Below are 25487 nucleotides of genomic sequence, written 5' to 3' on the forward strand. Positions count from 1 at the left end.
GACGGGTCATAGAGACTTGCGCAGATTCACTGCCGGGATCTTGAGGGCTTCGCGGTACTTGGCTACGGTGCGCCGCGCTACCACGAATCCTTGTTCCGCCAGCAGTTCGGCGATGCGGCTGTCTGAAAGAGGAGTTTTGGGGTCTTCCGCTCCTATCAGTTGCTTGATGAGGGCCCGGATCGCCGTTGACGATGCCGCGCCTCCTGTGTCGGTCGAAACGTGCGATCCAAAGAAGTACTTAAATTCAAGCGTCCCGAATGGGGTGAGCATGTACTTGCCTGTGGTCACACGAGAAACCGTCGACTCGTGTAAACCCAGCGTATCAGCAATCTCCCGCAAAACCAAGGGGCGCATGGCGATTTCGCCATGTGCAAAAAAGTTCTTCTGACGCTCGACAATTGCCTGCGCGACACGCAGGATCGTCTCAAACCTCTGCTGAATGTTCTTGATGAGCCAGCGCGCTTCCTGAAGCTGCTGACGCAACGAACCGCTGCCCGGATCGCCGCGATTGTTGCGCAGGATGTTCGCGTACAAATGGTTGATGCGCAGCTTCGGCACGATCTCCGGGTTGAGTTCAGCCGTCCAGCCGCCCGACGTCTTGCGCACGAGAATGTCCGGAACGACGTAGTCTGCTTCGCTCTTGCCATACGCCGCGCCCGGAAACGGCTCCAACGACTTGATGAGCAAATGTGCGTCCCGGAGGGCGTCGTCGCTTGCCTTCAACTGTTTGCGCAGGCGCGTGAAGTCGCGCGCGGCGAGCAATTCCAGATGATTCGTGACGATCTCGAGCGCCAGCGTGCGCGTTGGCGAGCCATCGAGCCGCAGCAACTGCAGTTTCAAGCATTCCGATGCCGAGCGTCCGCCCACGCCGGGCGGATCGAAACTCTGCAGCAACGCGAGTGCCGCGCTCAGTTCGTCGAGATCGACTTCGAGTTCTTCGGGAAGATCGGTTTGGACTTCGTCGAGCGATGCCGTGAGATACCCGTCCTCGTCCAGCGACTCGATCAGAAACGTGACGAGCGCCCGATCGCGCTGATTCGCCGCGGTCATGCGCAACTGCGCCGTCAGATGGTCGCGCAGCGTCGTGGTCGATTCGTGGATTTGCAGCGGCGGCAGATCGTCGTCGTCGGAAGCGTTGTTAGAACGGCCGTAGTCTTCCAGATTCCATGAACTCGAGTCCTGACCGCTGTCCGAGCCCAGGCCGTTGTACTCGTCGACGCCTTGCGGCTCGCTGTTTTCCGAACGCTCGGAACTGGAACTGCTCGACGTGGAGCCGTTGCTCATCATCGAATCGGGCGGCGCGCTCGATGTGGCCGGCGCCGCGATCAGCGAACCGTCCGCGGCGACGCGCAAAGGGCTCGCAATCCAGTCGTCGTCGTTCTCGAGCAGCGGATTCTGAGCGATGGCCATCGCGACTTCCTGCTGCAGTTCGAGCGTCGACAACTGCAGCAGCCGGATCGACTGCTGAAGTTGCGGGGTCAGCGCAAGATGCTGCGAGAGGCGGAGTTGGAGGCTGGCTTTCATGGCAAAGTTTTAATCATTGTAGAGAGTTTGCCACGCGCGCGAAACCTCGCGGGGATTCCAAAAAAGCGCATGCCGCCCACGGGGGCGGCACGTAAGTTTGCAACTTTCGCATGATGCGGCGCACTATCAATGCGGCCTTTGCGACGGTGCGCTCACATGCGGAAATGCTCGCCGAGATAGACGCGGCGCACGCTTTCGTTCTCGATGATTTCGCTCGGCGCGCCCGCCGCGAGCACGGTGCCGTCGCTGATGATGTACGCGTGATCGCAAATGCCGAGCGTCTCGCGCACGTTATGGTCGGTAATCAAAACGCCGATGTTGCGCTGCTTCAGAAACTTCACGATTTTCTGGATTTCCAGCACCGCGATCGGATCGACGCCCGCGAAGGGTTCGTCGAGCAGGATGAAGCTCGGGTTGGTCGCGAGCGCCCGCGCGATCTCGACGCGACGGCGCTCTCCGCCCGACAGCGACAGCGCCGGATTCTCGCGAAGATGCGCGATCTGCAACTCGTCGAGCAAGGCTTCGGCGCGCTGTGTTATGGCGTCTTTTGACAGGCGTTTGCCCGACGCATCGGTTTGCAGTTCCAGCACCGCGCGGATGTTCTGCTCGACAGTGAGCTTGCGAAACACCGATGCTTCCTGCGGCAGATACGACAGGCCGAGGTGCGCGCGCTGGTGGATGGGCAGAAGGCTGATCGAGTTGCCGTCGAGATCGATTTCGCCGGCATCGAGCGGCACGAGGCCGACGATCATATAGAACGACGTGGTCTTGCCCGCGCCGTTAGGGCCGAGCAACCCGACCACTTCGCCGCTCTTCACATCGAGCGACACGTCCTTCACCACGGTGCGCGAGCCGTAACGCTTCTTCAGATTGCGGACGACGAGCGAACTCGACTCGCCTTCCGGCTTACGGTGGGGCATGGCGGGCGAATTCACTGCTGCGGCGTTCCTTGAATGGTATTCGACGGAGAAAGCGTGGCAGGCGAACCGTTCAGCGGCGCGGCGCCGCCTGAACGCGGCGCGAGCATCGCGCGCACGCGGCCGCTCGGATTGCCGGGTCCGGCCTGGTCCTTGCCCGCGCTCGCCGTGTAGAAGTCCTTCTGGCCGTCATAGGTGATCACGCTGCCGTGCACTTCGTCCTGCACGGTCGTCAGGCCTTGCAGGCGGCGCACGACCGCGCGCGTCGTGAGCTTCGTGAAGTCGTTCTTGCCGTCGTAATCGATTCGCACCGCGTTGCCGTCGATGTACTCGTTCAGACCGTCACGCTTCTGGCGGAAATACGAGAGATTGTTGCCGGTCGACGTGCCGGTGGCGTACTGATAACCCTGCGGGTCTTGCGTCACCTCAACGCGGTCGGCCTTGATCACGATCGTGCCTTTCGTCGCGACTACGTGACCGGTGAAGATGTTCTTCTGATTGAGATCGTCGTACGACATGTTGTCCGCTTCGATGTTGAGCGGTTTGTCGCGGTCGGCCTTTTCGGCGTGCGCCGGCAGCGCGGCCAGCGCGACCGCGATGGTCAGGGCGGCAGCGAGCCCGGCCCGCACGGCGTGCGTGGCACGGCGCGCGAGCATTGCGCGCGCAGGGCCGCCATCGGGACGAGGGAACCTTTCGTTCATGCAGTCACAATTCGGATGGGAGTGCCGGGATTACTTGGACGAACCGCCGTTGATATCCGTGGCTGCGATCGCGCCGCGCACGTTACCGAACAGCTTCATCACCCGGGTCACGTTGTTGTAGTTCATGCCAGAGGCCGTCATCACCGACGGGCCGCGCTGAAGTCTAACCGGTTTTTCCGTTTCGATGACATCGTCGTTCACCAGCACGCGAAAATGCTGGGAATCCGCCTGCATCTGCGGATCTCCGTAACCGGCCGCGCGCACGATGCGCGCGTCGTCGTAGAGATCGACGATCGAGACGTCGCCATTGACCGTGCCGCGCTGGGCCGTCGCCGTGACGGTCGGCTTCATCGGCTGGAACATTCGCATCGCGGGCAGCGTGAGCTCGCTGATCTCGTCGTCTTCGTAATGCACCATCGACTTCGCCGTCAGACGATATTGCGTCGTGCCGGTGGCGTCGAGCTCGGAAACCGAAAAGTTGTTGGCGAAGTAGTCGGGCGTGTGGCGCTTCTCGGGCGCGGGCGCCTGCTGTGCTGGAGGCAGCGTGGCCTGCAGCAGCCAGTAGGTGATGCCGGCCAGCGCCGCCACCGCGAGAAGCGGCAGGAGCGAGGCGAGCTTTCCGGGGCGCGGCATGGCCTCAGCCTCCGAGCGCTGCGGCGAGCAGTTCGTCGTAGCGATGTTGCGCGCGCAGGATCGCGTCGCAGACTTCGCGCACGGCGCCGTGGCCGCCGCGCGCTTCCGCGACCCAGTGCACGCGCTGAATTACTTCGGGATGCGCGTTCGCGGGCGCGGCCGCAAAGCCGCAGCGGCGCATCACCGCGAGATCCGGCCAGTCGTCGCCCATGTAGCCGCATTCGTCGGCCGGAATGCCGGTGGCTTCGAGAAGTTCGGCGAGCGCGACGGTTTTATCGCCGACGCCCTGATAGAGATGCGTGATGCCCAGTTCGCGCGCGCGCGCCGCGACGATGCCCGATTGCCGTCCCGTGATGATCGCCGTCTGCACGCCGACCGACTGCAGCATCTTCACGCCGTGGCCGTCGAGCGAATTGAACGACTTCATCGCGTCGCCTTCGGCGGTGAAATAGAGGCTGCCGTCGGTGAAAACGCCGTCGACGTCGAACACCATCAGCTTCAGACGGCTCGCGCGTTCGGCGGCGGTGAGAGGCTTCTGCGCCATCAGATTACCTTCTTGGAGAAGAGGTCGTGCATGTTCAGTGCGCCGATCAGCGTCGCATCGGCGTCCACGACTAGCATCTGATTGATGCGAAAGCGCTCCATCAGTTCCACGGCTTCGACCGCGAGATGATCCGGCGCAATCGTGCGCGGATCACGGGTCATGACATCGGCGAGTTTCAACGCGCGGAAATCGCCGTCGCGCTGCAGGATGCGGCGCAGGTCGCCATCGGTGAAAATGCCGTGGACGTGACGATTTTCGTCGATGACCGCGGTCATGCCCATGCGCTTGTCGGTGATCTGGAAGAGCGCGTCCGCAACGGTTGCGTCGAGCGAAACGACCGGCACTTCGTCGCCTACGCGCATCACGTCGCGCACATAGGTGAGCAGGCGCCGCCCGAGCGCGCCGCCCGGATGCGAGCGCGCGAAGTCGTCGGGACCGAAGCCGCGCGCGTCGAGCACGGCTACGGCGAGCGCATCGCCGAGCGCCATGGCGGCGGTCGTGCTGGCCGTCGGCGCGAGATTCATCGGACACGCTTCCTTTTCGACGCGTGCATTCAGATGCATGTCCGCCAGTTGCGCGAGACTCGATTCGGGACGGCCGGTGATCGCGATCAGCTTTGCCCCAAGCCGCTTGATGAGCGGCAGAATGGCGACGAGCTCCTCGGTTTCGCCCGAGTTCGACAGCGCGATGAAGATGTCGTCGGCGGTGACCATGCCGAGGTCGCCGTGGCTCGCTTCGGCCGGATGCACGAAGAACGCCGGCGTGCCGGTGGAGGCGAGCGTCGCGGCGAACTTGCGCGCGACGTGGCCCGACTTGCCGATGCCCGAGACGACCACGCGGCCGCGGCAGCCGAGCAGCGTTTCGACCGCGTTCGTGAAGTTGTCGTCGAGGAGTTCGGAGAGCCCGCGAACGGCGTCGGCTTCGATCTGAATTACGTTGCGAGCCAGCGCCAGCGCCCGGTCGCCATTGATTTTCGCTATCATGCGCGGAGTATAGCAAAGGCGATTCCGGGCCGCCCCCTACGGAGCCCGGTGCGCCGCCGTCTATCCGCCCCCGCAAGCCCTGTCGTCAGGGGCCTTTTTAAGATGCCGGAGCGCCCGATTTACGCGCCTCGGAACGCTGACGAACGAGGACGCTAGTCGGATGCCGATTTCTCCGCTCGAAATGACGCTGTTGCTGCTGCTCTGCTCCGTGGCAGGCGTCGTCGTATTTCGCTATTTCAACCTGCCGCCGATGCTCGGCTATTTGACGGTCGGCATCATCGTCGGGCCGCACGCGGCGGGCATCGCGCCGGACACCGACCGCGCGCAGCATCTCGCCGAATTCGGCGTCGTGTTCCTGATGTTCTCCATCGGGCTCGAGTTTTCGCTCTCGAAGCTGCGCTCGATGCGGCGCATCGTGTTCGGACTCGGCGCGAGCCAGGTCGGTGCGACCATCGCGCTCGCGATGATCTTCGGCTGGATCGCCAATTTCTGGATCGGCATGTCGTGGCAGGCGAGCTTCGCGCTCGGCGGCGCGATGTCCATGTCCTCGACCGCCATCGTCAGCAAACTGCTCGCCGAGCGGCTCGAGCTCGAATCCGAGCACGGCCGCAACATCTTCGGCGTGCTGCTGTTTCAGGATCTGGCGGTCGTGCCGCTGCTCATCATCATCGCGGCGTTCGGCAACGGCCAGTCGTCGCAGCTCGCGATGTGGCTCGGCATCGCCGCGGTGAAAATCGTCATCGCGTTGACGGTGCTGCTTTTCATCGGCCAGAAGTTCATGACGCGCTGGTTCGACCTCGTCGCGCGGCGCCGCTCGCAAGAGCTGTTCATGCTGAACCTGCTGCTCGTGACGCTGGGCGCGGCGTTCATCACCGACAAGTTCGGTCTGTCGCTTGCGCTCGGCGCGTTCATCGCGGGCATGCTGATCGCGGAGACGCCGTATCGGCATCAGGTGGAAGAGGACATCAAGCCTTTCCGCGACGTGCTGCTCGGTCTGTTCTTCGTGACGACCGGCATGCTGCTGAATCCGCGCGTGATCTGGGAGCATCCGTTTCTCGTGCTCGGCTTTTTCGTCGTGCCGATCCTGCTCAAGGCGGTGATGATCACCGGTCTCGCGCGCGCCTTCGGTGCGACGCCGGGCGTCGCGATGCGTACGGGCCTCGGTCTCGCGCAGGCGGGCGAGTTCGGCTTCGTGCTGCTGAATCTGATTCTGGATTCGCATCTCGTCGATTCCACGATCCTGCAAGCCATTCTTTCCGCGATGCTGCTCTCGATGCTCGCCGCCCCGTTCATCATCCAGAACGCGGACCGGATCGTGCTGCGGCTCTCGTCGACGGAATGGATGCTGCAATCGCTGCAAATGACGAAAATCGCGACGCAGAGCCTGAAGCAGAGCGGCCACGTCATCATCTGCGGATACGGCCGCGCCGGACAGAACCTCGCGCGCATGCTGGAGCAAGAGGGCATTTCGTATGTCGCGCTCGATCTCGACCCGGATCGCGTGGCGGCGGCAGCGGCGGCGGGCGAATCGGTCGTGTTCGGCGATGCCGGGCGGCGCGAGTCGCTGCTCGCGGCGGGCCTGCATCGCGCGGCGACGGTCGCGATCACGTACGCGAACACGCCGTCCGCGATGCGCGTGCTGCACAACATCCACGAACTCGCGCCGACTTTGCCGGTGATCGTGCGCACCGTCGACGACGCCGATCTCGAAAAGCTCACCGCGGCGGGCGCGACGGAAGTGATTCCGGAGATCGTCGAGGGCAGCCTGATGCTCGCATCGCACACGCTCGTCCTGATGGGCGTGCCGATGCGCCGCGTCGTGCGGCGCGTGGAGGAAATGCGCGATGCGCGCTATAGCCTGCTGCGCGGCTATTTCCACGGCGCCGACGACGTCGACGACGACGATGGCCACGAGCAGGTCCGGCTACAATCCGTACCCATCGACGCAAATTCCGAAGCCGTCGGGCATTCGCTCGACGATCTCGGACTCGTCGGCAACGGTGTCGAAGTGACCGCGATCCGGCGCCACGGCATCCGGGGCGTCGCACCGGACCCCGAAACCAAGCTGCGCGCGAACGATATCGTCGTGCTGCGCGGCCTGCCCGAAGTGCTGGCGCAAGCCGAGGAACGGCTCTCGCGCAATCGCCGGGCAGCCTAGCTTCCCTCTTTTGTCACCAAGGCGAACGCGCGGCCTCACGGCGCGGACTCCGGAGAAGTCATGTCCATTACCCCCTCGCACGCCCAGCTCGACGCCGCGCGTTTCATCAAGGAGCGCGTGCGCACCGTCGATAACTGGCCGCAGCCCGGCGTGCAGTTCCGCGATATCACGACCATCCTGCAAGACCGCAAGGCGCTGCGCATGCTGATCGACCTGTTCGTGCAGCGCTATATCGACGAAAACGTGAACGTGATCGCCGGCATGGACGCGCGCGGCTTCATCATCGGGCCGATTCTCGCGTACGAGCTGAGCCTCGGTTTCGTGCCGATCCGCAAGAAGGGCAAGCTGCCGTACAAGACGCTCGAACAGTCGTACGAGCTGGAATACGGCCGCGCGACCGTCGAGATTCACGAGGATGCGTGCAAGCCGGGCGACCGCGTCGTGATCGTCGACGATCTCGTCGCGACCGGCGGCACCATGATGGCCGGCAAGATCCTGCTGGAGCGGCTCGGCGCGCAAGTAGTCGAGGCGGCGGCGATCATCGATCTGCCGGATCTCGGCGGCTCGAAACTGCTGCGCGAAAATGGCGTGCCGCTTTATACCGTGTGCGAATTCGCCGGACATTGACATGCCCAACTTTCTGCTCTTTCTCGCGGCTTCCGTCGCGATCACCGTCGCGCCGGGGCCGGACAATCTTCAGGTGCTCGCGCGCGGCATTTCGCAAGGACGGCTCGCGGGCGTGGTCGCGGCGTGCGGGTTCGCATTCGGCGTGATCTTCCATACGACGCTCGCGGCGCTCGGGGTTGCAGCACTGCTGCGTTCGTCGCCGATGGCGTTTCAGGCGGTGAAACTGGCGGGCGCGGCGTATCTCGTGTGGATCGGCATCAAGGCGCTGCGCAGCCACGGCCTCGCGACCGCGCACGCGCGCCCGAGCCAGCCGCTTACGACCGTGTTCCGCCAGAGCGTGATCGGCAACATGTTGAATCCGAAAGTGACGCTGTTCTTCATCGTGTTCCTGCCGCAGTTCGTCGATCCGCACGGCGCGCAAAGCGTGATGCTGCAGATGTTCGAACTCGGCGCGCTCTTCATGCTGCAGACGGTCGTCGTGTTTTCGCTTTTCGGCATCGGCGCGGGAATGATCGGCGCGTGGCTGAAGCGCCGTCCGCGCGTGGGCGTGTGGCTCGACCGGCTCGCGGGTGTCACGTTCATCGCGCTCGGCATTCGCGTCGCGCTCAAGGACTGAGAGATGCCGCTCGCTTCGATCGTTGCCGCACGCCGCTTCGTTGCCGCCGCGCACCTACCGTTCTTTATCGGCGATGAACGCGTCGGCTGGATTCGCCGATCCGACGTCGACGCGCTGCGCCGCTGGCCGGACGTCTTCGTGATCGACGCCGCTTCGGTTCGCCTGCACGCGGCGCTCGCCGATGTGAACGCGCGCAGCGCCGCGCTTGGCGCGGTCATCGGCGCGTTTTTCGCCGAAGGCAAGATTCCCGGTTGGCGCGACGAAACCTACGCGATCCGCAACGGCTTCGACGCCGCGCCGCTCGCGTTCATCGAGCGTGCGGCGTCGCGCTTCTTCGGCACGATGACCTACGCGGTGCATCTGAACGGCATCGTAAAATACCGGGATAAGGCGCCGCAGTTGTGGATCGCGCGCCGCAGCGACACCAAGGCGACCGATCCCGGCATGCTCGACAACGTCGTCGCGGGCGGCATCGGCTGGGGTTTCGCACTCATGCCGACGCTCGTGAAGGAATGCTGGGAAGAGGCGGGCATGAGCGCCGAACTCGCTTCGACGGCGACGCCCGGCCGCACGTTTCATGTGCTTCAGTCGCTTCCGGAAGGCACGCAGGCCGAGCAGATCTTCGTGTACGACGTCTCCCTGCCGCCCGATTTCGCGCCGCACAATCAGGACGGCGAAGTCGGCGAGCATCGCCTTGCGCGCATCGAGGACGTCGCGCGCTGGATCGAAGAGGGCAAGCTCACCGTCGATGCGAGTCTCGCGACGCTCGATTGCATGCTGCGTCATCAGTGGATCGACGAAGACGCGTGCGAAGGCATCGACGCGCTGTTCGAAGCGCCGCAAATTTGAAAGAACCGAACGAGGAAAGGTCATGTCGACCGAACATAGTTTTTATCTGAAGTTGTCGTGCCCGGACCGGCCGGGAATCGTGCATGCCGTGTCGGGCTTCCTGTTCAATCTCGGCGCCAATATCCTCGATTCCGCGCAGTTCGGCGACAGCCGCACCGGCGAGTTCTTCATGCGCGTGCATTTCCAGCAAGTCGGCGGCGATCCGGGCCTCGACGCGCTGCGCAAGTCGTTCAGCGATCTCGCCGATGAATTCGGCATGCGCTGGGAACTGCACGACGCATCGGTCAAGCCGCGCGTCGTCATCATGGTGTCGAAGATTGGCCATTGCCTGAACGATCTGCTGTTCCGCTATCGCACCGGGCAATTGCAGATCGAGATTCCGGCGATCATCTCGAATCACAAGGATTTTTATCAGCTCGCGGCGAGCTATGACATCCCGTTCCATCATCTTCCGCTGCTCAACGCGACGTCCGAAGCGAAGGCCGCGCAGGAAGCGCGCGTAATGGAAATCGTCGATCAGCACGACACCGATCTCGTCGTGCTCGCGCGCTACATGCAGATTCTGTCGCCGGATTTGTGCGCGAAGCTGTCGGGACGCGCGATCAACATTCATCACTCGTTCCTGCCGAGCTTCAAGGGCGCGAAGCCGTACTATCAGGCGTTCGATCGCGGCGTGAAGCTGATCGGCGCGACCGCGCACTACGTCACGTCCGATCTCGACGAAGGCCCGATCATCGAGCAGGAAGTGGAGCGCGTCGATCACAACATGACGCCGGATCAACTGACGGCGATCGGCCGCGACGTCGAATGCGTGACGCTCGCGCGCGCGGTGAAGTGGCATGCCGAGCATCGCATTCTGCTCAACGGACACAAGACGGTCGTGTTCCGCTAGATCGCGCTTTCGGAAAGACAAAGCCCGCCGGTTCAGGCGGGCTTTTTTACGCTCAGACGAGCCGCAGATAAATCAGCTCGCGCTTGATATATCCGTAGAAAATCGGCGCGGCGATGACGCCGGGAATGCCGAACGCGGCTTCCATTGCGAGCATCGCGAGTAGCAGTTCCCACGCGCGCGCCTCGATCTGCCCGCCGATGATGCGCGCGTTCAGGAAGTATTCGAGCTTGTGGATCAGGATCAGGAACGCGAGCGACGCGACCGCCGTGCCGAACGACACCGACAGCGAAATGCCGACGATGATCGTGTTCGAAATGAGATTGCCGATCACCGGCAGCAGCCCGACGATGAACGTGACGAGCACGAGCGTTTTCGAAAGCGGCAGCCGTTCGTGAAAGAGCGGCAGTGCGACGAGAAGATAGAGCGCGGTGAAGACTGCGTTGATCGCTGAAATCTTGATTTGCGCGAACACGATGCGGCGGAAGGCATCGGAGAAGCGCGACACGCGCGCGACGAGCGCGGTGGAAAGCGGCAGCCGATGGTGCGTCGCCCGCGGCGCGCTCACCGCGATAATCGCGCCGACGATCATGCCGATTACGATATGACCGAAGCCGCGCGCCATCTCCTTGCCGCCTTGCTGGAGCATCTCGGCGTGCTTGTGCATCAGCTCGGTGGCTTTGTCCTTCATCTGCACGGTGTCCACGGGCAGGTAATTCGCGAGCCAGTCGGGCACGGACAGCCGCGCGCTCGACGTGATGCTCATCAGCTGATCGAGCAATTTCTGGACGCTCGGGAAGTCGCGCTCGAAATGTTCGATGGTGGCGATGGTCGCGCCCGTCAGCCCGCCGACGATGATCGCCGAAATCAGCCCGACCGCGATGAGACGCGCGCCCCGGCTGACCACATGCCGCTCGATCAGCGGCGCGATCATGTGCGTAAGCTGAAAAACCAGCATGCCGGCGAGCAGGCCGCCGAGCAATTGCAGCCTGAGCGTGAGATACAGCGCCAGCAGCGCAAGGACGTAGCTGCCGATCTCCACCGCCGACAGCTTCGGCAAGCTCATGTCGCTCGTCAGCCTGACGTGGCGCGTGGGCAGGTCCCGTACACGCGCTTCCTCGTTGGCCGCTTCGTTGCGCTTCGCCATGACTGCGTTCCTTTTCCCCTGCTGCGTACGACGGTTATTCGTGCCGCGGCGCGCGCGGCGCATTTCGACGGTCCGGCTGACAGCGCTTCGGCAGCCAGACCGGCGCCGTGAATCAGGCCGCCGATTTGGCTCGTTGCAACAAGGGTGCCAGATATCTGCCGGTAAAGCTCGCCTTCGACTTCGCAACCTGCTCCGGCGTCCCCTGGGCGATGATCTGCCCGCCGCCGGCGCCGCCTTCCGGACCGAGATCGATGACCCAGTCGGCGGTTTTGATTACGTCGAGATTATGCTCGATGATTACGACAGTATTACCCTGATCGCGCAATCGATGAATCACTTCGAGCAAAAGCGCGATGTCGTGGAAGTGCAAACCGGTCGTCGGCTCGTCGAGGATATATAGCGTCCGACCGGTATCGCGCTTGCTCAGTTCCAGCGAAAGCTTGACGCGCTGGGCCTCGCCGCCCGATAGCGTCGTCGCGGACTGGCCGAGCCGGATATAGCCGAGACCGACGTCGAGCAGCGTTTTCAGCTTGCGCGCCACCACCGGCACCGCCTTGAAGAACTCGTGCGCGGCCTCGACCGTCAGGTCCAGCACTTCGCTGATGTTCTTGCCCTTGTACTGGACTTCCAGCGTCTCGCGGTTGTAGCGCTTGCCGTGACACACGTCGCAGGGCACGTAGACATCCGGCAAAAAGTGCATTTCTACCTTCAGAACGCCGTCGCCCTGACAGGCTTCGCAGCGGCCGCCCTTCACGTTGAACGAGAAGCGGCCGGGGTCGTAGCCGCGCTCCTTCGCCGCCGGCACGCCTGCGAACAGTTCGCGGATGGGCGTGAACAGTCCGGTGTAAGTGGCCGGATTGCTGCGCGGCGTGCGGCCGATCGGCGACTGATCGACGGCGATCACTTTGTCGAAGTGTTCGAGACCTTCGATCGACTCGTACGGTGCGGGCTCCGTCGCCGAGCCGTACAGATGCTGCGCGACCGCGTGCTGCAGCGTGTCGTTGATGAGCGTCGACTTGCCAGAGCCTGACACGCCCGTCACGCAGGTCAGAAGTCCGACGGGCAAATCGAGCGTCACGCGCTTCAGATTGTTGCCGTACGCCTCGACGATGCGCAGCATGCGCTCGTCCGGCGCGGTGCGCTCGGCGGGATAGCTGATCGTGCGCTTGCCGGACAGATACTGCCCGGTAATGGAATTCGCGTCCTTTTGCACCTGCACCGGCGTGCCTTGCGCGACGATCACGCCGCCGTGCTCGCCCGCGCCCGGTCCCATGTCGACGACGTAATCGGCCATGCGGATCATGTCCTCATCGTGCTCGACGACGATCACCGAATTGCCGATATCGCGCAGATGCTTGAGCGTGTCGATCAGCCGGTCGTTGTCGCGCTGATGCAGGCCGATCGACGGCTCGTCGAGCACGTACATCACGCCCGTAAGGCCGGAGCCGATCTGCGACGCGAGCCGGATGCGCTGCGCCTCCCCGCCCGAAAGCGTCTCCGCGCTGCGTTCCAGCGACAGATAATCCAGCCCGACGTTGTTCAGGAACGAGAGCCGCGCGACGATTTCCTTGATGACCTTGTCGGCGATTTCGCCCTTCGCGCCCTCCAGACGCAGCGTCTGGAAATAGCCGAGCGCATCGCGTAGCGGCCAGCCGCTGATTTCATAGATGCCGCGCGCCTGTTCTTCTGCGCCGACTTTCACGAAGCGCGCTTCGCGCCGCAGACGCGTGCCTTCGCACGCCGGGCACGGCTGATTGTTCTGGTATTTCGCGAGTTCTTCGCGCACCGCCGCCGAATCGGTCTCGCGATAGCGTCGCTCCAGATTCGGGATGATGCCTTCGAACGCATGCTCGCGGACCGACGCGCGCCCGCGCTCGTTAATGTACGAAAACGGAATCGCCTGCTTGCCCGAGCCGTACAGAAGAATCTTGCGCACTTTCTCGGGCAGATCCTCGAACGGCGCGTCGATTTCGAATTCGTAGAATGCCGCGAGGCTCTGCAGCATCTGGAAATAGAACTGATTGCGCCGGTCCCAGCCCTTTACCGCGCCCGCCGCGAGCGACAGCGACGGATGCGCGACCACGCGCTTCGGATCGAAGAACGTGATCTGTCCGAGACCGTCGCATTCCGGGCACGCGCCCATCGGATTATTGAACGAGAAAAGACGCGGCTCCAGTTCCGGCAGCGAATACGAGCAGATCGGACACGCGAATTTCGAGCTGAAGAGCTTCTCCTTTTCGGTGTCCATTTCGAGCGCGATCGCGCGGCCGTCGGCGAGACGCAGCGCGGTTTCGAACGATTCCGCGAGGCGCTGCTTCATGTCCGGCCGCACTTTGAGACGGTCGATCACGACGTCGATCGTGTGCTTGTCGTTCTTCTTGAGCTTCGGCAGCGAATCGACTTCGTAGATTTTCGCGACGCCTTCGTTCGCCGTGCCGCCGCCCGAGCGGATGCGAAAGCGGATGAAACCCTGCGCCTGCATTTCCTCGAACAGCTCGACGTGCTCGCCCTTCCGATCCGCGACGACCGGCGCGAGGATCATCAGCTTGGTTTCTTCAGGCAGCGCGAGTGCGGCGTCGACCATTTGCGAGACGCTTTGCGCCTCCAGCGGAATCAGATGATCCGGGCAATACGGCGTGCCGACGCGCGCGTACAAAAGACGCAGGTAATCGTGAATTTCAGTGACGGTGCCGACCGTCGAGCGTGGATTGTGCGACGTGGCCTTCTGCTCGATCGAAATGGCCGGCGACAAACCTTCGATCAGATCGACGTCCGGCTTTTCCATCAGCTGCAAAAATTGCCGCGCATACGCCGAGAGGCTTTCCACGTAACGGCGCTGGCCTTCCGCATAGAGCGTGTCGAACGCGAGCGACGACTTGCCCGACCCCGACAGCCCCGTGATCACGATCAACTTATGGCGCGGCAAGTCGAGATTGACGTTCTTCAGATTGTGGGTGCGAGCCCCACGAATACGAATTTCTTCCACGAGTTCGTTCCGGCGTTTTTCGGGTGCTTTCGGATGTTTTCAGCGGCGCTTTCATCTGTCCGGACGGGCCACGAAGCCATTGCCGGGCGGAAAGAGAGGGGGCCAAACCTGCTACTATAACGACTTTTAAAGGGCGCAGCGCCCGAGCCCGAGGGCCGGATGCGCGTCGATCGGCCGGCGCGGGGACTTGCCGGCCAAGTACGGGAGAGCGCCGACGCATCGAGCGGCGCGCTTTTAGCCGTGCGATTCCATATAGTGCCGCTTCGAGCAAGAACAAGGCGGCCGCGCCTGGCTGCGCCGCAGGCCAGGCCAGACGCGACCCTCATCCTTTTCCCGTTTCTGATGTCCAATCCGTCTGCCACGTCCACACGTCTGTCTGCGCCGGAGTTGCGCGCGACCGTGTCGCTCGCTGCCATCTTCGCGCTGCGCATGCTCGGTCTTTTCATGATCATGCCGGTGTTTTCGGTGTACGCGAAAACCATCCCCGGCGGCGACAACGTGCTGCTCGTCGGCATTGCGCTTGGCGCCTACGGCGTCACGCAGTCGATGCTCTACATCTTCTACGGCTGGATTTCCGACAAGCTCGGGCGCAAGCCGGTCATCGCGTTCGGCTTGCTCGTCTTCGCGGTGGGCAGCTTCGTCGCGGCCGCCGGGCATTCGATGACGTGGATCATCGCCGGGCGCGTGATCCAGGGCATGGGCGCCGTTTCGTCCGCGGTGATCGCGTTCATTGCCGATCTCACGCACGAGGAAAACCGCACGAAGGCGATGGCGATGGTCGGCGGCAGCATCGGCGTGTCGTTCGCGGTGGCGATCGTCGGCGCGCCGATCGTGTTCCACTGGGTCGGCATGAGCGGGCTTTTCACGGTGATCGGCGTTCTGTCGATCCTCGCGGTGGGCGTGGTGTTCTGGATCGTGCCCGATCCGCCCGCGCATCCGGTTCACGTCAAGGCGCCGTTCGCGGAAGTGCTGCGCAACGTCGAGTTGTTGCGCTTGAACTTCGGCGTGCTCGTGCTCCACGCGACGCAGACCGCGCTTTTCCTCGTCGTGCCGCGCATTCTGGTGGACGGCGGGTTGCCGGTCGCATCGCACTGGAAGATTTACCTGCCCGTGATGGCGCTCGCGTTCGTGCTCATGGTGCCGGCCATCATCGCCGCCGAGAAACGTGGAAAAATGAAGAGCGTGATGCTGAGTGCGATCGGGCTTATCCTGATCGGCCAGTTGTTATTGGGCGCGGCTCCCCATACGCTGTGGTCCGTGGCAGCCATTCTGTTCGTGTACTTTCTCGGCTTCAACGTGCTGGAGGCGTCGCAGCCGTCTCTGGTGTCGAAGCTTGCGCCGGGCACGAGAAAGGGCGCGGCGGCGGGCGTGTACAACACGACGCAGTCGATCGGCCTTGCCCTCGGCGGGGTGATCGGCGGCTGGCTGCTGAAGCTCGACGGGCCGAGCGCGGTTTTCTTCGCGTGTTCGGCGCTGGTGTTGGCGTGGCTCCTCGTCGCTGCATGGATGAAGCCGCCACCGCGCAGAACAGAGCGCGCGGCCTGAGAGAAATTGGAATCATCGAATCGAGCCGACAGGGTGCAACCGAATCCACGTCTGAAGACGAGATCGGTCCAATCGCATCTTTCGGCTGACAGTTAGCAAGGAATCTACCGGAGAAATCATGGCATCAGTCAACAAGGTCATTCTCGTGGGCAATCTGGGCGCCGACCCGGAAACCCGCTACCTCCCGAGCGGCGACGCCGTGGCCAATATTCGTCTCGCGACGACGGACCGCTACAAGGACAAGGCCTCCGGCGAATTCAAGGAACTCACGGAGTGGCATCGCGTGGCGTTCTTCGGCCGGCTCGCCGAAATCGTCAACGAATATCTGAAGAAGGGGTCGTCGGTTTACATCGAAGGGCGTATTCGCACGCGCAAATGGACCGATCAATCGGGCCAGGAGCGCTATTCGACCGAAATCGTCGCGGATCAGATGCAGATGCTCGGCGGTCGCGGCGGCGCCGGTGCCGGCGATGATGGCGGCTACAGCCGCAGTGCGCCGATGGATCGTTCGGGCGGCGGTGGTGGCGGCGGCGGACGCGCGCCCGCAGGCGGTCGTGCGAGCGGCGGCTCAGCAGGCGGCGGTTCCAGCCGCCCGAGCGCGCCGGCAGGCGGCGGCTTCGACGACATGGACGACGATATCCCGTTCTAAAGAATCACCGACAATTCGCGCATCGGAAGATGGGCCTCTGGCTGAAACAGCCTGAGGCCCATTTTTTTGAGTCGGCGAGGCGCTTCCTGATTGCGGTGTGATCTATTGCTCGCGCCGGAGCCTATTAAGCGCTCGGCGCCTGATAGTCGCGCTCGTACGCCATCAAGTGCACACCAACTATTCCGCAGTCTAATCGGATTTATCCTATGGCCTGCAAATTGGTCACATTCTATTTTTGAGGCGATTATCCGAGAAAATAAACGCAATCTTTATTTGCTTGTCGTCATCTAATTGAGGTTTTTGAAGGTTTGCGGTTTATGTGTTTCTGGTAAACGCGAATCGGAAAGCCGTGCTTAATCGTGCCGCGTGGATTAATCCGTTGCGCGCTGTTGCAGCCCACAAGCATTTTCACCGAGACCAAGAATAACCGGGGGCCTCTTGAAGCTTCGAATAGTACTGGCTGACGATCATCCTTTCGTTCTCCTTGGGATGAAGGCCATCTTCGCCGCCGCAGACGGATTAGAGGTCGTCGGCGAGGCGAATAATGCGAGCACTTTGTTGGCAGAACTCGCGGTCAAGCCGTGCGATGTGCTGGTCACGGACTTCGCCATGCCCGAGCCGGGCGTGGATGCAAATGACGGCCTCCGTCTCATTCGCAAGGTGCGCCAGGATTTCCCCGACCTCTGCATCGTCGTGCTCACCAGCGTGAGCAACGTCGCGATTTTGCGCTCCATCCTGAATGCCGGCGCGATGAGCCTCGTCAACAAGGCCGAACCCATCGAACTCGTGGTGACGGCCGTGCGGCATGCGAGCGTCGGACGCCGTTTCGTGAGCGCCTCGTTTGTCGCGGCGCTTGCGGAAGCGGGCACGGAGACCGAATTTTCGCCGGAGGAGCCGCGCCTGTCCGTGCGAGAGATCGAAGTCGTCCGCCTGTTTGCCAAAGGCCATTCGATTACCGAAATAGCAAAAGAACTCGATCGCGATGTTCGCACGATCAGCCGTCAGAAACGTGATGCGATGAATAAGCTAGGCGTAAGAAACGATCCCGGGTTATTCGCGTTTGTGCGCGCACGCGGATTAGGATGAGTTTTTGGCGCACTGAAATGGTTTCGGATGCATCTTATGTATCTAAATTTTTCGATGCCGGATGATCGACCTTCTCTTTTTTTGGATGTGAATTCTGGTCCGCAGGACTAGAAGGGGTTTGAGGCAATGGAGTTCTGGAACGGGAACCAGGTGTTCTCGCACGCTAAACGGATAAGGCTCGCAATAGCGGATGATCATCCTCTCGTCATCCTCGCCGTCGAGCGACTCGCTGGGAATTTTCCCAATGTAGAGGTGGTAAGTCGTCACGCTAATTCGACCCAACTCGAAGAGTCGCTTGCTCGCGGCGAGTGCGACGTCGTCGTCATCGACTATTTCATGCCGGGCGGACGTTACGGCGACGGCGTCGAGCTGATTCAGCATGTGGCGAACCAGTATCCGGAGGTCAGGATCGTCGTCATGTCGCGCAGCGGCGACGCCGCGCTCGTCAAGCAGGCGCTGGAAGCGGGAGCCCACGCGTTTCTAAGCAAGGAAGACCGGCTCGAACTGATCTACGTCGCGATCGTTTCGGTCATCGCCAATGAAACCTATCTTGGGCCCGCAATACGCCGCACGCTCGCGCTCGCGGATTCCGAAAGCCACGCGCGTTTCATTCGTCAGCGGCTCACGAGCCGCGAACTGGAAGTGATCGAGCGCTATGCACGCGGCGCGAATGTCACCGAGATCGCGAAGGAACTCGATCGCAGCGTGAAGACGATCAGCGCCCAAAAATGCGCGGCCATGCGAAAGCTCGATTTATCGACAGACGCGGATTTGTATCGATTTATCGCGGACAGTGGCTTGATCTAGACGCATCGCATAGTGCGCACGCCCCGCAAGCCCTGAGGCCAGCAAGAACGCATAACAGAATGAGAACAAGAACGCCGAAACGCGCCATCGTTGCGGATGACCATCCGGTCGTCATCAAGGGTATTCAAACCCTGCTCGAGCGAGATGGCGCGGTGCGCGTGGTCGCCACCGCGTGCGACACGCTGGAACTTGCCGAAGCAATCGATACCACGCCGTGTGACTTCGTCTTCTCCGACATCGGTATGCGCGGTATCGACGGGGAAAGCAGCTCGATCACCTTTCTCAGGCGTCTGACCTGGCAGGAAAAGCGGCCGAAGATCATCGTGCTCACGATGATCTGCCAAACGCGAATGCTGGCCGGGCTCGTTCAGCTCGGCGTAGACGGCGTGATCGACAAGCGCGACGGACTCGAATGCCTGCACGACGCGATATCCGTCGCTGAAGCCGGCGGCTGTTTCCTCTCCCCAACCGTGGAGGCGGCCGTGCGCCATTTGCCCGCGACATCGCCGGCGCGCGTGGGCGTACTGAGCCGACGCGAATGGGAGGTCTTCCAGCTCTACGCTCGCGGTCTTCTGGTCCATGAGATCGCTGAGCACTTCGGACGAAGCCGCAAGACGATCGCGACGCAGAAGCGTGCCGGCATGCGCAAGCTGGGACTCGATAGCGAGGAGGAGCTGGTCGCCTACTTTCAGCAAGTCGGCCTGGTCTGAAGTGGTGTAGCCGTCGCCGATGCCCGGTTTAGGAGCAAATTGGGACGGTTCTGATTCGATCCTGATACGCAGCGGCTCAGACTCAAGACATTTGCACTCGACAGGCAAGCACGAAGCGCGGCGACTCGTAGCGGTCAAAAGCCGTGAATCGGCGTCATCGAGTTCTTGCTCAGACGGCGCAGCAACGGTCCTTGCCGCGCCGGCCCGCATCCGAAGGATTCGAATTGAGATTTCTGTTCGCGCGTTGTTTGCTCCTTTTCAGCCTGATCGCGCCATCGTTCGGCAATGCGGCCGACCCGCATGCCTACGCTTCCCAGCCGACTTCTGGACTTCGAAAAAATACAAACGACGCAACGGCCAGCGCCCAACTCGATGAGCCCGAGCGCGGTTACTTGCGCACGCTGAGTCCGATCGCCGTCGGCTTGATAGAAGCGTCACGCGGTCGTCCGGATCAGCCGCTTCAGCCGCCGGAAGTCGCGCTCGCCAAAATCGAACAGTCCCTCGGCGTCACGTTCGAGCCGAAGCGATTCAACGACTGGCCCACGGCCGCATCGGCGTTTCAACGCGGCGAAATCGAAATGATCGTCGCACCGAGCCCGCCCGGAACCTTGAACTACGCGATGCATTCCGAGTTGCAGCCGCTCGACCTGTTGATCAAGCGGGCGTTCAGGCAAGCCGAGACGCAAGCCGTCGCCAGGCAGGCGGCATCCGCGACCACGCATATCTCCGCGTTGCGCTTGCTGCCTGCGCTCATCGGCATCGCAGCCGTCCTGTTCGTGACGCTGCGCGCTTTCGTCCGATTGCAGCAGGAAATGGGACGGCGCATGGAGACCGAGCAGCGTCTGGCTACGCAACTCAGTTTCCAGCAGACCATGATGGAGGTGGTGCCGTATCCCCTCGTCGCGAAGGACATGCAGAATCGCTACATCGCGGTGAATCGTGCCTTCGAAGAAGCGCTCGGCGTTCGACGCGGAGACGTTCTCGGACGCACGAGCGTCGAAGTCACGGCGTGGGGAGACGCGCACAGCCGCGTGCTTCACGAGTTGACCAGCACGACGCTCAAAACGGGTCAACGTCAGGAAGTCGAAGCGGAATTTGCCGACAACAGCAATCACTCGCGCTGCGGGCTTTTCTGGACGGGCGCGTTCAATGCGTCGAACGGGGAGCGAGCGGGCGTCGTCGGCACGATGATCGACATCACCGATATTCGCGACGCCGAAACGCGCGCGCGGCAAACCGAGCGGCGTCTTCACGACGTGACGCGATCGCTGCCGGCGGTCGTGTTCCAGTTGCGCCGCGCGAGCGACGGCACGTACAGCCTTCCTTATATCGATGGCGATACGCGTCAGTTGCTCGGTCTGGACGTCGCCGCTCTGGCCGACGATCCGATTCACGCGCTGACGCACGTCCACGACGAAGACAGCGCCCGGCTTCTCGCGGAAATCGAAACTTCGGCGCGGACACTCGAGCCGCTGCACACCGAGTTTCGTTCGACGGTGGAAGGCGTGCACCGCTGGATTCGCGCGGATCTCGTCGCGCACCGCGAAGACGACGGCGCCGTGGTCTGGAGCGGCTATTGGGCCGACGCGAGTGTCGAGCACGCCCGCGCCGACGAACTCGCCCGCGCGCGCGACGCCGCCGAAGCCGCATCGCGCGCGAAGGACGACTTCCTCGCGATGATGAGTCATGAAATCCGTACGCCGATGAACGGCGTGCTCGGGCTCGTCGAAGTGCTCGAAAATACGCGTCTGAACCCCGACCAGTCGCAAATGCTCGGCATGATTCAGGATTCGGCGAGCGCGCTCCTGCAGATTCTGGACGATCTCCTCGACTATTCGAAGATCGAGGCCGGCAGGCTGACGATCGAGTCCACGCCGATCGATTTGCGCGAACTCGTCGATAGTGCGGTGGGCCTGCTCGCCGCAAGAGCGCACGAAAAGGGCCTGCGCGTGCGCGTCGACGTGGCGCCCGAAGTGGCCGCGGCGGTCAGGGGCGACAGCGTGCGGCTCAGGCAGGTTCTCTTCAATCTTATGAGCAACGCGATCAAGTTCACGATCAAGGGCGATGTCGCGCTGCACGTTCGCGCGGTCGAGCACACCGAGTCGGCGCAGGTGATCGAACTGTGCGTGAAAGACACGGGCATCGGGATCGCTCCGGACGCGCAGCGAAGCCTCTTCGAGCCGTTCGTGCAAGCTGAAACCTCCACGACGCGGCGCTTCGGCGGCACCGGGCTCGGCCTGACGATCTGCAATCGTCTCGTCGCGCTGATGGGCGGCGCGATGAGCCTTGAAAGCGCGCTGGGCGTCGGCACGGCAATGACCGTTCGTCTCACGATGCCCGTCGAGACCTTGCATTATCAGATCGACGGATTGCGCGGCAAGCGAGGCATCGTGGCGATCGACGACGATCGCGTCGCGGCGGCCCTCGTGCACTATGGCGAGGCGCTTGGTCTGCAATTGCTGCGCTACACGCCCGACGAACTCGCGCGATCAGAACACGAGTTGCTCGAAGACATCGAGATCGTCTTTCTGAGCGATACGCACAAGCACGCTTCGCCATCCGCTTCGCGTGTGATCCACGTAACCGAAAAGCCGAAGCCGACGGGATACCGCATTCTCGAAGACGACATCCGCGTGAGCGTCAATCCGATTTCGTGGCACGGCCTCGGCGCGGCCTGCGTCGCCGCATTGACAGGCATGCCGCAGGTCGCATCGGGCGTCACGCATTCGCACGAAGCGAAGATGGTGGCGCCCGACCGGGAAGACGCGCTGCGCAGCGGCAGGCTCGTGCTCGTCGCCGAAGATCATCCGGTGAATCAGGAGCTGATTCGAAATCAGCTTACCCTGCTGGGTTTCGCGTGCGATGTCGTGCACGACGGCGCCGAGGCATACGCTGCCCTCGCTGACACCCGATACGGATTCCTGATTACCGATTGCCACATGCCGAACATGACGGGCTACGAACTGGCTCGACGCATCCGTTCGGATGAAGCCGGCGCGTCGCGTCGCTTGCCGATCCTCGGCGTCACGGCGAGCACGGCGCCCGACGAATTGCGCAAGTGCCGTGAGGCGGGCATGGACCACTGTCTCGTGAAGCCGACCCGGCTCGCTACCTTGCGGGAGCATCTGAACCGATGGTGGATCACGAATGATCCTGCGCCCGAAGCCGTTACACATTCCGCTCAGGGAACCGATGTGCCGGCCCGCGACGATGACGAACTCGATCTGAGCGCCATGGCGCAACTATGGGGCAGCGAAGCGACCGTCAAGGCATTGCTGGATGCGTTCGTGTCGTCGTTCCGCGAGGATCTCGTGGCGCTTCGGCAATTGCTCGATCGCGGCACGGTCGATGATCTGCGGGACTGGCATCATCGCGTCGTCGGGGCGGCGAGCGTGTTGCAGTATCGGCCGCTGCTCGGCGCGCTGGAGGAGTTTCGTCGCGATCTGCATGTGAAATCGCGCGACGTGCGCCGTCGCGAGGGACTTGCGTTGATCGCGCGATGCGAGCAGCTCGTGGACCGTATCCACGCGCAAGGCGCCGCAATTCTCTGACCGGGCGCTTTCTTATTCCGTAGGTGTGCAGGGACTCGCATCGGCGAGTTCGCCATCGCGGAAATAGGCGAGCGCGAAATCGACGAACGCGCGTGTCTTGGCCGAAACGTGCCGGCGTCCCGGGTAGACGATAGACACTTCCTTGTCAGCGTCCTTGAGCGTATGGCCGGGCAGCAGTCGCACGAGCGAACCCACCTCGATATCCTGCGCCACGTAGCTCTCCGGGAGCACCGCGATTCCCATTCCGGAAAGCGCCGCCTGCCGCAGCATGTGCGAACTGTTCACGCTGTATGCCGGATCGAGTTCGACGCTTTCCGTCTCTCCCGACGGTCCGATGAAGGACCACGTCGATCCATGGATATCCGAAGACGGCGCGAGAAACTCATGTGACGCCAGCGATGCCGGCCCGACGGGCGCGCGGCGTTGCGCCAGATAAGCCGGTGCGGCGACGAGCACCGCCGCGACTCTCACCAACGGGCGGTTGATCAGCATGCCGCTGTTCACGAGATGCGGCACGACGATGCCGACGTCGAAGCCCTCCGCGACGAGATCGACCGGACGATGCAGCAGCGTCAAGCGCAACTTCACGTTCGGGTATCGCTCGCGGAATCCGCGCAGCATTGGCGTGAGTCCGAGCAATGAGAATGATGCCGACGCGACGAGCTTGAGCGTGCCCGAAGGGTCGACCGAACTGTTCCCCACTGATGCTTCGATCGTCTCGATCTGTTCGATCACTGCACGGCAGCCGTCCGCATAGGCGCGACCGGCCTCGGTTAGCGACACGCTGCGCGTCGTGCGGTTCAGCAAGCGCGTGTTGAGATGCGCCTCGAGCAACGAGACGTAGCGCGTTATCACGGCGTTGGATAGATCGAGCGCGTTGGCGGCACGGCCGAACGATTCGGTTTCCGCCACTTTCAGGAAGACGCGCATCGCCTGGAGTTGATTCATTGAGCGATCGATGTGAGAAGCGCATTTCGAACGCTTCGAGTATGCCGATAAATGCCGGCGGCTAAAGCGCGGCCTCGCGTGCGCGATGTTAGAGCGCGATGACATGCTGGGGAATCGGAGTGTTCTGATCGGAGACGAATGTCTCAATGCGACCACTGTGGCATGAACGCAACTCGTGTCCATAGGCGCGTTCGCACGGCGCTAATCGGATGACGCGTAAGTCCATGCGGCCTAAGCGTTAACCCATCCCGAAATTGAACTTTTCGAATTATTCGAAAAGGTTTTTGTGATTCCTTTGGCGGTTTCTCAAAAATAGCGGGCAATAAACTTTGCCGTGCCGAATATCGGTGCTGAACAAGACGAGCGAAGACGGGAGTCCGAACTCGACAGGCGTTTGGCCTGAAGCAACCCATCGAGTCTCAAGACTCAAAGGAATACACATGAAAAAGACTCTGATCGTAACGGCCGTCGCCGCTCTGGCCGGTTCGTTCGCAACTGCTGCAAGCGCGCAAAGCAGCGTCACGCTGTATGGTCTGGTCGATGCGGGCCTGACGTACGTCAACAACGTGCAAGCTCCGTTCGGCGCAGGCTACGAAAAGGCAAGCGCGTGGGGCGTGACCAGCGGCAATCTGCAGAACAGCCGTTGGGGCTTGCGCGGCGCTGAAGACCTCGGCGGTGGCATGAAAGCCGTCTTCACGTTGGAAAACGGTTTCAACATCGCGAACGGCACCAGCGATGGTCGCCAGTTCGGCCGTCAGGCTTACGTCGGTCTGTCGATGGCGCAAGCGGGTACTCTGACGCTCGGTCGTCAGAACGACGCTGTTGCTGACTATCTCGGCCCGTTGAGCGCGACCGGTTCGTGGGGCGGCACGTACTTCGCGCACCCGGGCGATCTGGACAATCTGGACGGTAACGCTTTCCGCATCAACAACTCCATCAAGTTCGTGAGTGCGAACTATTCCGGCCTGTCGTTCGCTGGCGCATACGGCTTCTCGAACACCGCGGGCAGCTTCGCCGCAAACCGTGCATACAGCCTCGGTGCGGGCTATGCGAATGGTCCCTTCAAGTTCGGCGCGGCATATACGCAAGCGAACGGTTACAACTCGAACAACGTCGGCGCGATCACGGAGGTTCCGGTAACGCTGTTCACTCCGGCCGATCAAGACACAGCACGCGTGCGTACGTTCGGTGCGGGCGGTAGTTTCACGACCGGTGCTATGACGTTCGGTCTGGTTTGGACGCAGATCCGCCTGGACAACAATAGCAACGCCGCGCTTGATTCTTCGTCGATTACCAATAACTACGAAATCAACGGCCGCTACGCACTTAGCCCGGCACTGTCGGTTGGTGCGGCTTACACCTTCACGTACGCCAAGACCGAAGATCCGCTGGAGGAGTCCAGGCGCGTTCGCCGTCACCAGTTCGGTTTGCAGACGGACTATGCATTGTCCAAGCGCACCGACATCTATGCTGAAGGCGTTGTGCAGATCGCGAGCGGCGGTGGAGACGGCGTGTACCCGCGCGCTGCTATTAGCGGCGCAGGCGACGCTTCCTCGAGCAGCCGTCAGGTTCTCCTGACGACGGGTATCCGTCACCGCTTCTAAGCGGTTTGAGCAG

General features: G+C 62.4%; 22 protein-coding genes. 12 read left to right on the top strand and 10 right to left on the bottom strand.

Going from position 1 to position 25487, the window contains the following annotated elements; all coding sequences use genetic code 11:
• Window positions 1-6 precede the first annotated feature (6 nt).
• From NCS03_RS01795 to kdsD, 6 genes are all read right to left on the bottom strand, one after another.
• Entirely contained in the window at window positions 7-1524 is a 1518-nt protein-coding gene (locus NCS03_RS01795) for an RNA polymerase factor sigma-54 (RefSeq protein WP_034470542.1), read from the bottom strand.
• A gap of 152 nt (window positions 1525-1676) precedes the next feature.
• Window positions 1677-2444, bottom strand: coding sequence for an LPS export ABC transporter ATP-binding protein (gene lptB / locus NCS03_RS01800; RefSeq protein WP_085955336.1), 768 nt, complete (start codon window positions 2442-2444; stop codon window positions 1677-1679).
• Window positions 2445-2455: 11 nt separating this feature from the next.
• Window positions 2456-3142 carry a lipopolysaccharide transport periplasmic protein LptA gene (lptA, locus tag NCS03_RS01805; RefSeq protein WP_033536543.1) on the bottom strand — a complete coding sequence of 229 codons (687 nt, stop codon included), beginning with the start codon at window positions 3140-3142 and terminating at the stop codon, window positions 2456-2458.
• Between the two features lie 30 nt (window positions 3143-3172).
• Entirely contained in the window at window positions 3173-3775 is a 603-nt protein-coding gene (lptC, locus tag NCS03_RS01810) for an LPS export ABC transporter periplasmic protein LptC (protein ID WP_008351682.1), read from the bottom strand.
• A 4-nt stretch (window positions 3776-3779) separates the two neighbouring features.
• The gene (locus NCS03_RS01815) at window positions 3780-4319 is read right to left on the bottom strand and encodes a KdsC family phosphatase (protein WP_034470545.1); all 540 of its coding nucleotides are present in this window, start codon (window positions 4317-4319) and stop codon (window positions 3780-3782) included.
• Entirely contained in the window at window positions 4319-5302 is a 984-nt protein-coding gene (gene kdsD, locus NCS03_RS01820) for an arabinose 5-phosphate isomerase KdsD (protein ID WP_250480249.1), read from the bottom strand. The genes NCS03_RS01815 and kdsD overlap by 1 nt, the downstream gene beginning before the upstream one ends.
• A 160-nt stretch (window positions 5303-5462) precedes the next feature.
• Between kdsD and NCS03_RS01825 the strand changes: the two genes are divergently transcribed.
• From NCS03_RS01825 to purU, 5 genes are read left to right on the top strand one after another with little or no spacing between them, the layout of a single operon-like run.
• On the top strand, window positions 5463-7460 hold the full coding sequence (locus tag NCS03_RS01825; protein ID WP_008351676.1) for a monovalent cation:proton antiporter family protein: 1998 nt from the start codon (window positions 5463-5465) through the stop codon (window positions 7458-7460).
• 60 nt (window positions 7461-7520) lie between these two features.
• On the top strand, window positions 7521-8087 hold the full coding sequence (locus NCS03_RS01830; RefSeq protein WP_008351675.1) for an adenine phosphoribosyltransferase: 567 nt from the start codon (window positions 7521-7523) through the stop codon (window positions 8085-8087).
• A gap of 1 nt (window position 8088) precedes the next feature.
• Window positions 8089-8703: a LysE family translocator gene (locus NCS03_RS01835; RefSeq protein ID WP_008351673.1), complete on the top strand. Its 615-nt coding sequence runs from the start codon at window positions 8089-8091 to the stop codon at window positions 8701-8703.
• Window positions 8704-8706: 3 nt separating this feature from the next.
• Window positions 8707-9552, top strand: a complete 846-nt coding sequence (locus NCS03_RS01840; protein ID WP_250528688.1) for an NUDIX hydrolase — start codon at window positions 8707-8709, stop codon at window positions 9550-9552.
• 22 nt (window positions 9553-9574) lie between these two features.
• A complete protein-coding gene (gene purU, locus NCS03_RS01845) occupies window positions 9575-10444 on the top strand; it encodes a formyltetrahydrofolate deformylase (RefSeq protein ID WP_008351670.1) in 870 nt (289 codons plus the stop codon).
• 52 nt (window positions 10445-10496) lie between these two features.
• Here purU and NCS03_RS01850 read toward each other — a convergent pair whose 3' ends face one another.
• Entirely contained in the window at window positions 10497-11588 is a 1092-nt protein-coding gene (locus tag NCS03_RS01850; RefSeq protein WP_008351668.1) for an AI-2E family transporter, read from the bottom strand.
• A 112-nt stretch (window positions 11589-11700) separates the two neighbouring features.
• On the bottom strand, window positions 11701-14574 hold the full coding sequence (uvrA, locus tag NCS03_RS01855) for an excinuclease ABC subunit UvrA (protein ID WP_034470549.1): 2874 nt from the start codon (window positions 14572-14574) through the stop codon (window positions 11701-11703).
• A 342-nt stretch (window positions 14575-14916) separates the two neighbouring features.
• On the opposite strand from uvrA, the gene NCS03_RS01860 reads away from it, so the two are divergent.
• The 5 genes from NCS03_RS01860 to NCS03_RS01880 all read left to right on the top strand — a co-directional run bounded on the left by NCS03_RS01860 (window position 14917) and on the right by NCS03_RS01880 (window position 19371).
• Window positions 14917-16119, top strand: a complete 1203-nt coding sequence (locus NCS03_RS01860) for an MFS transporter (protein ID WP_175979778.1) — start codon at window positions 14917-14919, stop codon at window positions 16117-16119.
• Window positions 16120-16237: 118 nt separating this feature from the next.
• On the top strand, window positions 16238-16768 hold the full coding sequence (locus NCS03_RS01865; RefSeq protein WP_008351662.1) for a single-stranded DNA-binding protein: 531 nt from the start codon (window positions 16238-16240) through the stop codon (window positions 16766-16768).
• Between the two features lie 450 nt (window positions 16769-17218).
• Window positions 17219-17854 (top strand): response regulator transcription factor, encoded by a 636-nt coding sequence (locus NCS03_RS01870; protein WP_081987227.1) that lies wholly within the window; start codon window positions 17219-17221, stop codon window positions 17852-17854.
• Between the two features lie 126 nt (window positions 17855-17980).
• A complete protein-coding gene (locus NCS03_RS01875; RefSeq protein ID WP_033536541.1) occupies window positions 17981-18661 on the top strand; it encodes a response regulator in 681 nt (226 codons plus the stop codon).
• A 59-nt stretch (window positions 18662-18720) separates the two neighbouring features.
• Window positions 18721-19371, top strand: a complete 651-nt coding sequence (locus tag NCS03_RS01880; protein WP_250528689.1) for a response regulator — start codon at window positions 18721-18723, stop codon at window positions 19369-19371.
• 134 nt (window positions 19372-19505) lie between these two features.
• Here the strand turns inward: NCS03_RS01880 and NCS03_RS01885 are convergent, their stop codons facing one another.
• On the bottom strand, window positions 19506-19673 hold the full coding sequence (locus NCS03_RS01885; RefSeq protein WP_160172875.1) for a hypothetical protein: 168 nt from the start codon (window positions 19671-19673) through the stop codon (window positions 19506-19508).
• A gap of 90 nt (window positions 19674-19763) precedes the next feature.
• On the opposite strand from NCS03_RS01885, the gene NCS03_RS01890 reads away from it, so the two are divergent.
• Complete coding sequence (locus NCS03_RS01890; RefSeq protein WP_250528690.1) at window positions 19764-22922, top strand: ATP-binding protein; 3159 nt, start codon at window positions 19764-19766, stop codon at window positions 22920-22922.
• A 12-nt stretch (window positions 22923-22934) separates the two neighbouring features.
• Here NCS03_RS01890 and NCS03_RS01895 read toward each other — a convergent pair whose 3' ends face one another.
• Window positions 22935-23870, bottom strand: coding sequence for a LysR family transcriptional regulator (locus NCS03_RS01895; protein ID WP_008351657.1), 936 nt, complete (start codon window positions 23868-23870; stop codon window positions 22935-22937).
• A 440-nt stretch (window positions 23871-24310) separates the two neighbouring features.
• Here NCS03_RS01895 and NCS03_RS01900 point away from each other — a divergent pair, with 440 nt between their 5' ends.
• Complete coding sequence (locus tag NCS03_RS01900) at window positions 24311-25474, top strand: porin (RefSeq protein ID WP_175979781.1); 1164 nt, start codon at window positions 24311-24313, stop codon at window positions 25472-25474.
• Window positions 25475-25487: the final 13 nt, after the last annotated feature.

Origin of the sequence: Caballeronia sp. ATUFL_F1_KS4A (assembly GCF_023630905.1) — a bacterium.
Classification (GTDB): Bacteria; Pseudomonadota; Gammaproteobacteria; order Burkholderiales; family Burkholderiaceae; genus Caballeronia; species Caballeronia zhejiangensis.

What these genes read in the sequence shown, in the direction of transcription:
- NCS03_RS01795 (WP_034470542.1), bottom strand. Translation starts at nt 1,524, where the DNA reads ATGAAAGCCAGCCTCCAACTCCGCCTCTCGCAGCATCTTGCGCTGACC.
- lptB (WP_085955336.1), bottom strand. Translation starts at nt 2,444, where the DNA reads ATGCCCCACCGTAAGCCGGAAGGCGAGTCGAGTTCGCTCGTCGTCCGC.
- lptA (WP_033536543.1), bottom strand. Translation starts at nt 3,142, where the DNA reads ATGAACGAAAGGTTCCCTCGTCCCGATGGCGGCCCTGCGCGCGCAATG.
- lptC (WP_008351682.1), bottom strand. Translation starts at nt 3,775, where the DNA reads ATGCCGCGCCCCGGAAAGCTCGCCTCGCTCCTGCCGCTTCTCGCGGTG.
- NCS03_RS01815 (WP_034470545.1), bottom strand. Translation starts at nt 4,319, where the DNA reads ATGGCGCAGAAGCCTCTCACCGCCGCCGAACGCGCGAGCCGTCTGAAG.
- kdsD (WP_250480249.1), bottom strand. Translation starts at nt 5,302, where the DNA reads ATGATAGCGAAAATCAATGGCGACCGGGCGCTGGCGCTGGCTCGCAAC.
- NCS03_RS01825 (WP_008351676.1), top strand. Translation starts at nt 5,463, where the DNA reads ATGCCGATTTCTCCGCTCGAAATGACGCTGTTGCTGCTGCTCTGCTCC.
- NCS03_RS01830 (WP_008351675.1), top strand. Translation starts at nt 7,521, where the DNA reads ATGTCCATTACCCCCTCGCACGCCCAGCTCGACGCCGCGCGTTTCATC.
- NCS03_RS01835 (WP_008351673.1), top strand. Translation starts at nt 8,089, where the DNA reads ATGCCCAACTTTCTGCTCTTTCTCGCGGCTTCCGTCGCGATCACCGTC.
- NCS03_RS01840 (WP_250528688.1), top strand. Translation starts at nt 8,707, where the DNA reads ATGCCGCTCGCTTCGATCGTTGCCGCACGCCGCTTCGTTGCCGCCGCG.
- purU (WP_008351670.1), top strand. Translation starts at nt 9,575, where the DNA reads ATGTCGACCGAACATAGTTTTTATCTGAAGTTGTCGTGCCCGGACCGG.
- NCS03_RS01850 (WP_008351668.1), bottom strand. Translation starts at nt 11,588, where the DNA reads ATGGCGAAGCGCAACGAAGCGGCCAACGAGGAAGCGCGTGTACGGGAC.
- NCS03_RS01860 (WP_175979778.1), top strand. Translation starts at nt 14,917, where the DNA reads ATGTCCAATCCGTCTGCCACGTCCACACGTCTGTCTGCGCCGGAGTTG.
- NCS03_RS01865 (WP_008351662.1), top strand. Translation starts at nt 16,238, where the DNA reads ATGGCATCAGTCAACAAGGTCATTCTCGTGGGCAATCTGGGCGCCGAC.
- NCS03_RS01875 (WP_033536541.1), top strand. Translation starts at nt 17,981, where the DNA reads ATGGAGTTCTGGAACGGGAACCAGGTGTTCTCGCACGCTAAACGGATA.
- NCS03_RS01880 (WP_250528689.1), top strand. Translation starts at nt 18,721, where the DNA reads ATGAGAACAAGAACGCCGAAACGCGCCATCGTTGCGGATGACCATCCG.
- NCS03_RS01885 (WP_160172875.1), bottom strand. Translation starts at nt 19,673, where the DNA reads ATGCGGGTCGGCCGCATTGCCGAACGATGGCGCGATCAGGCTGAAAAG.
- NCS03_RS01895 (WP_008351657.1), bottom strand. Translation starts at nt 23,870, where the DNA reads ATGAATCAACTCCAGGCGATGCGCGTCTTCCTGAAAGTGGCGGAAACC.
- NCS03_RS01900 (WP_175979781.1), top strand. Translation starts at nt 24,311, where the DNA reads ATGAAAAAGACTCTGATCGTAACGGCCGTCGCCGCTCTGGCCGGTTCG.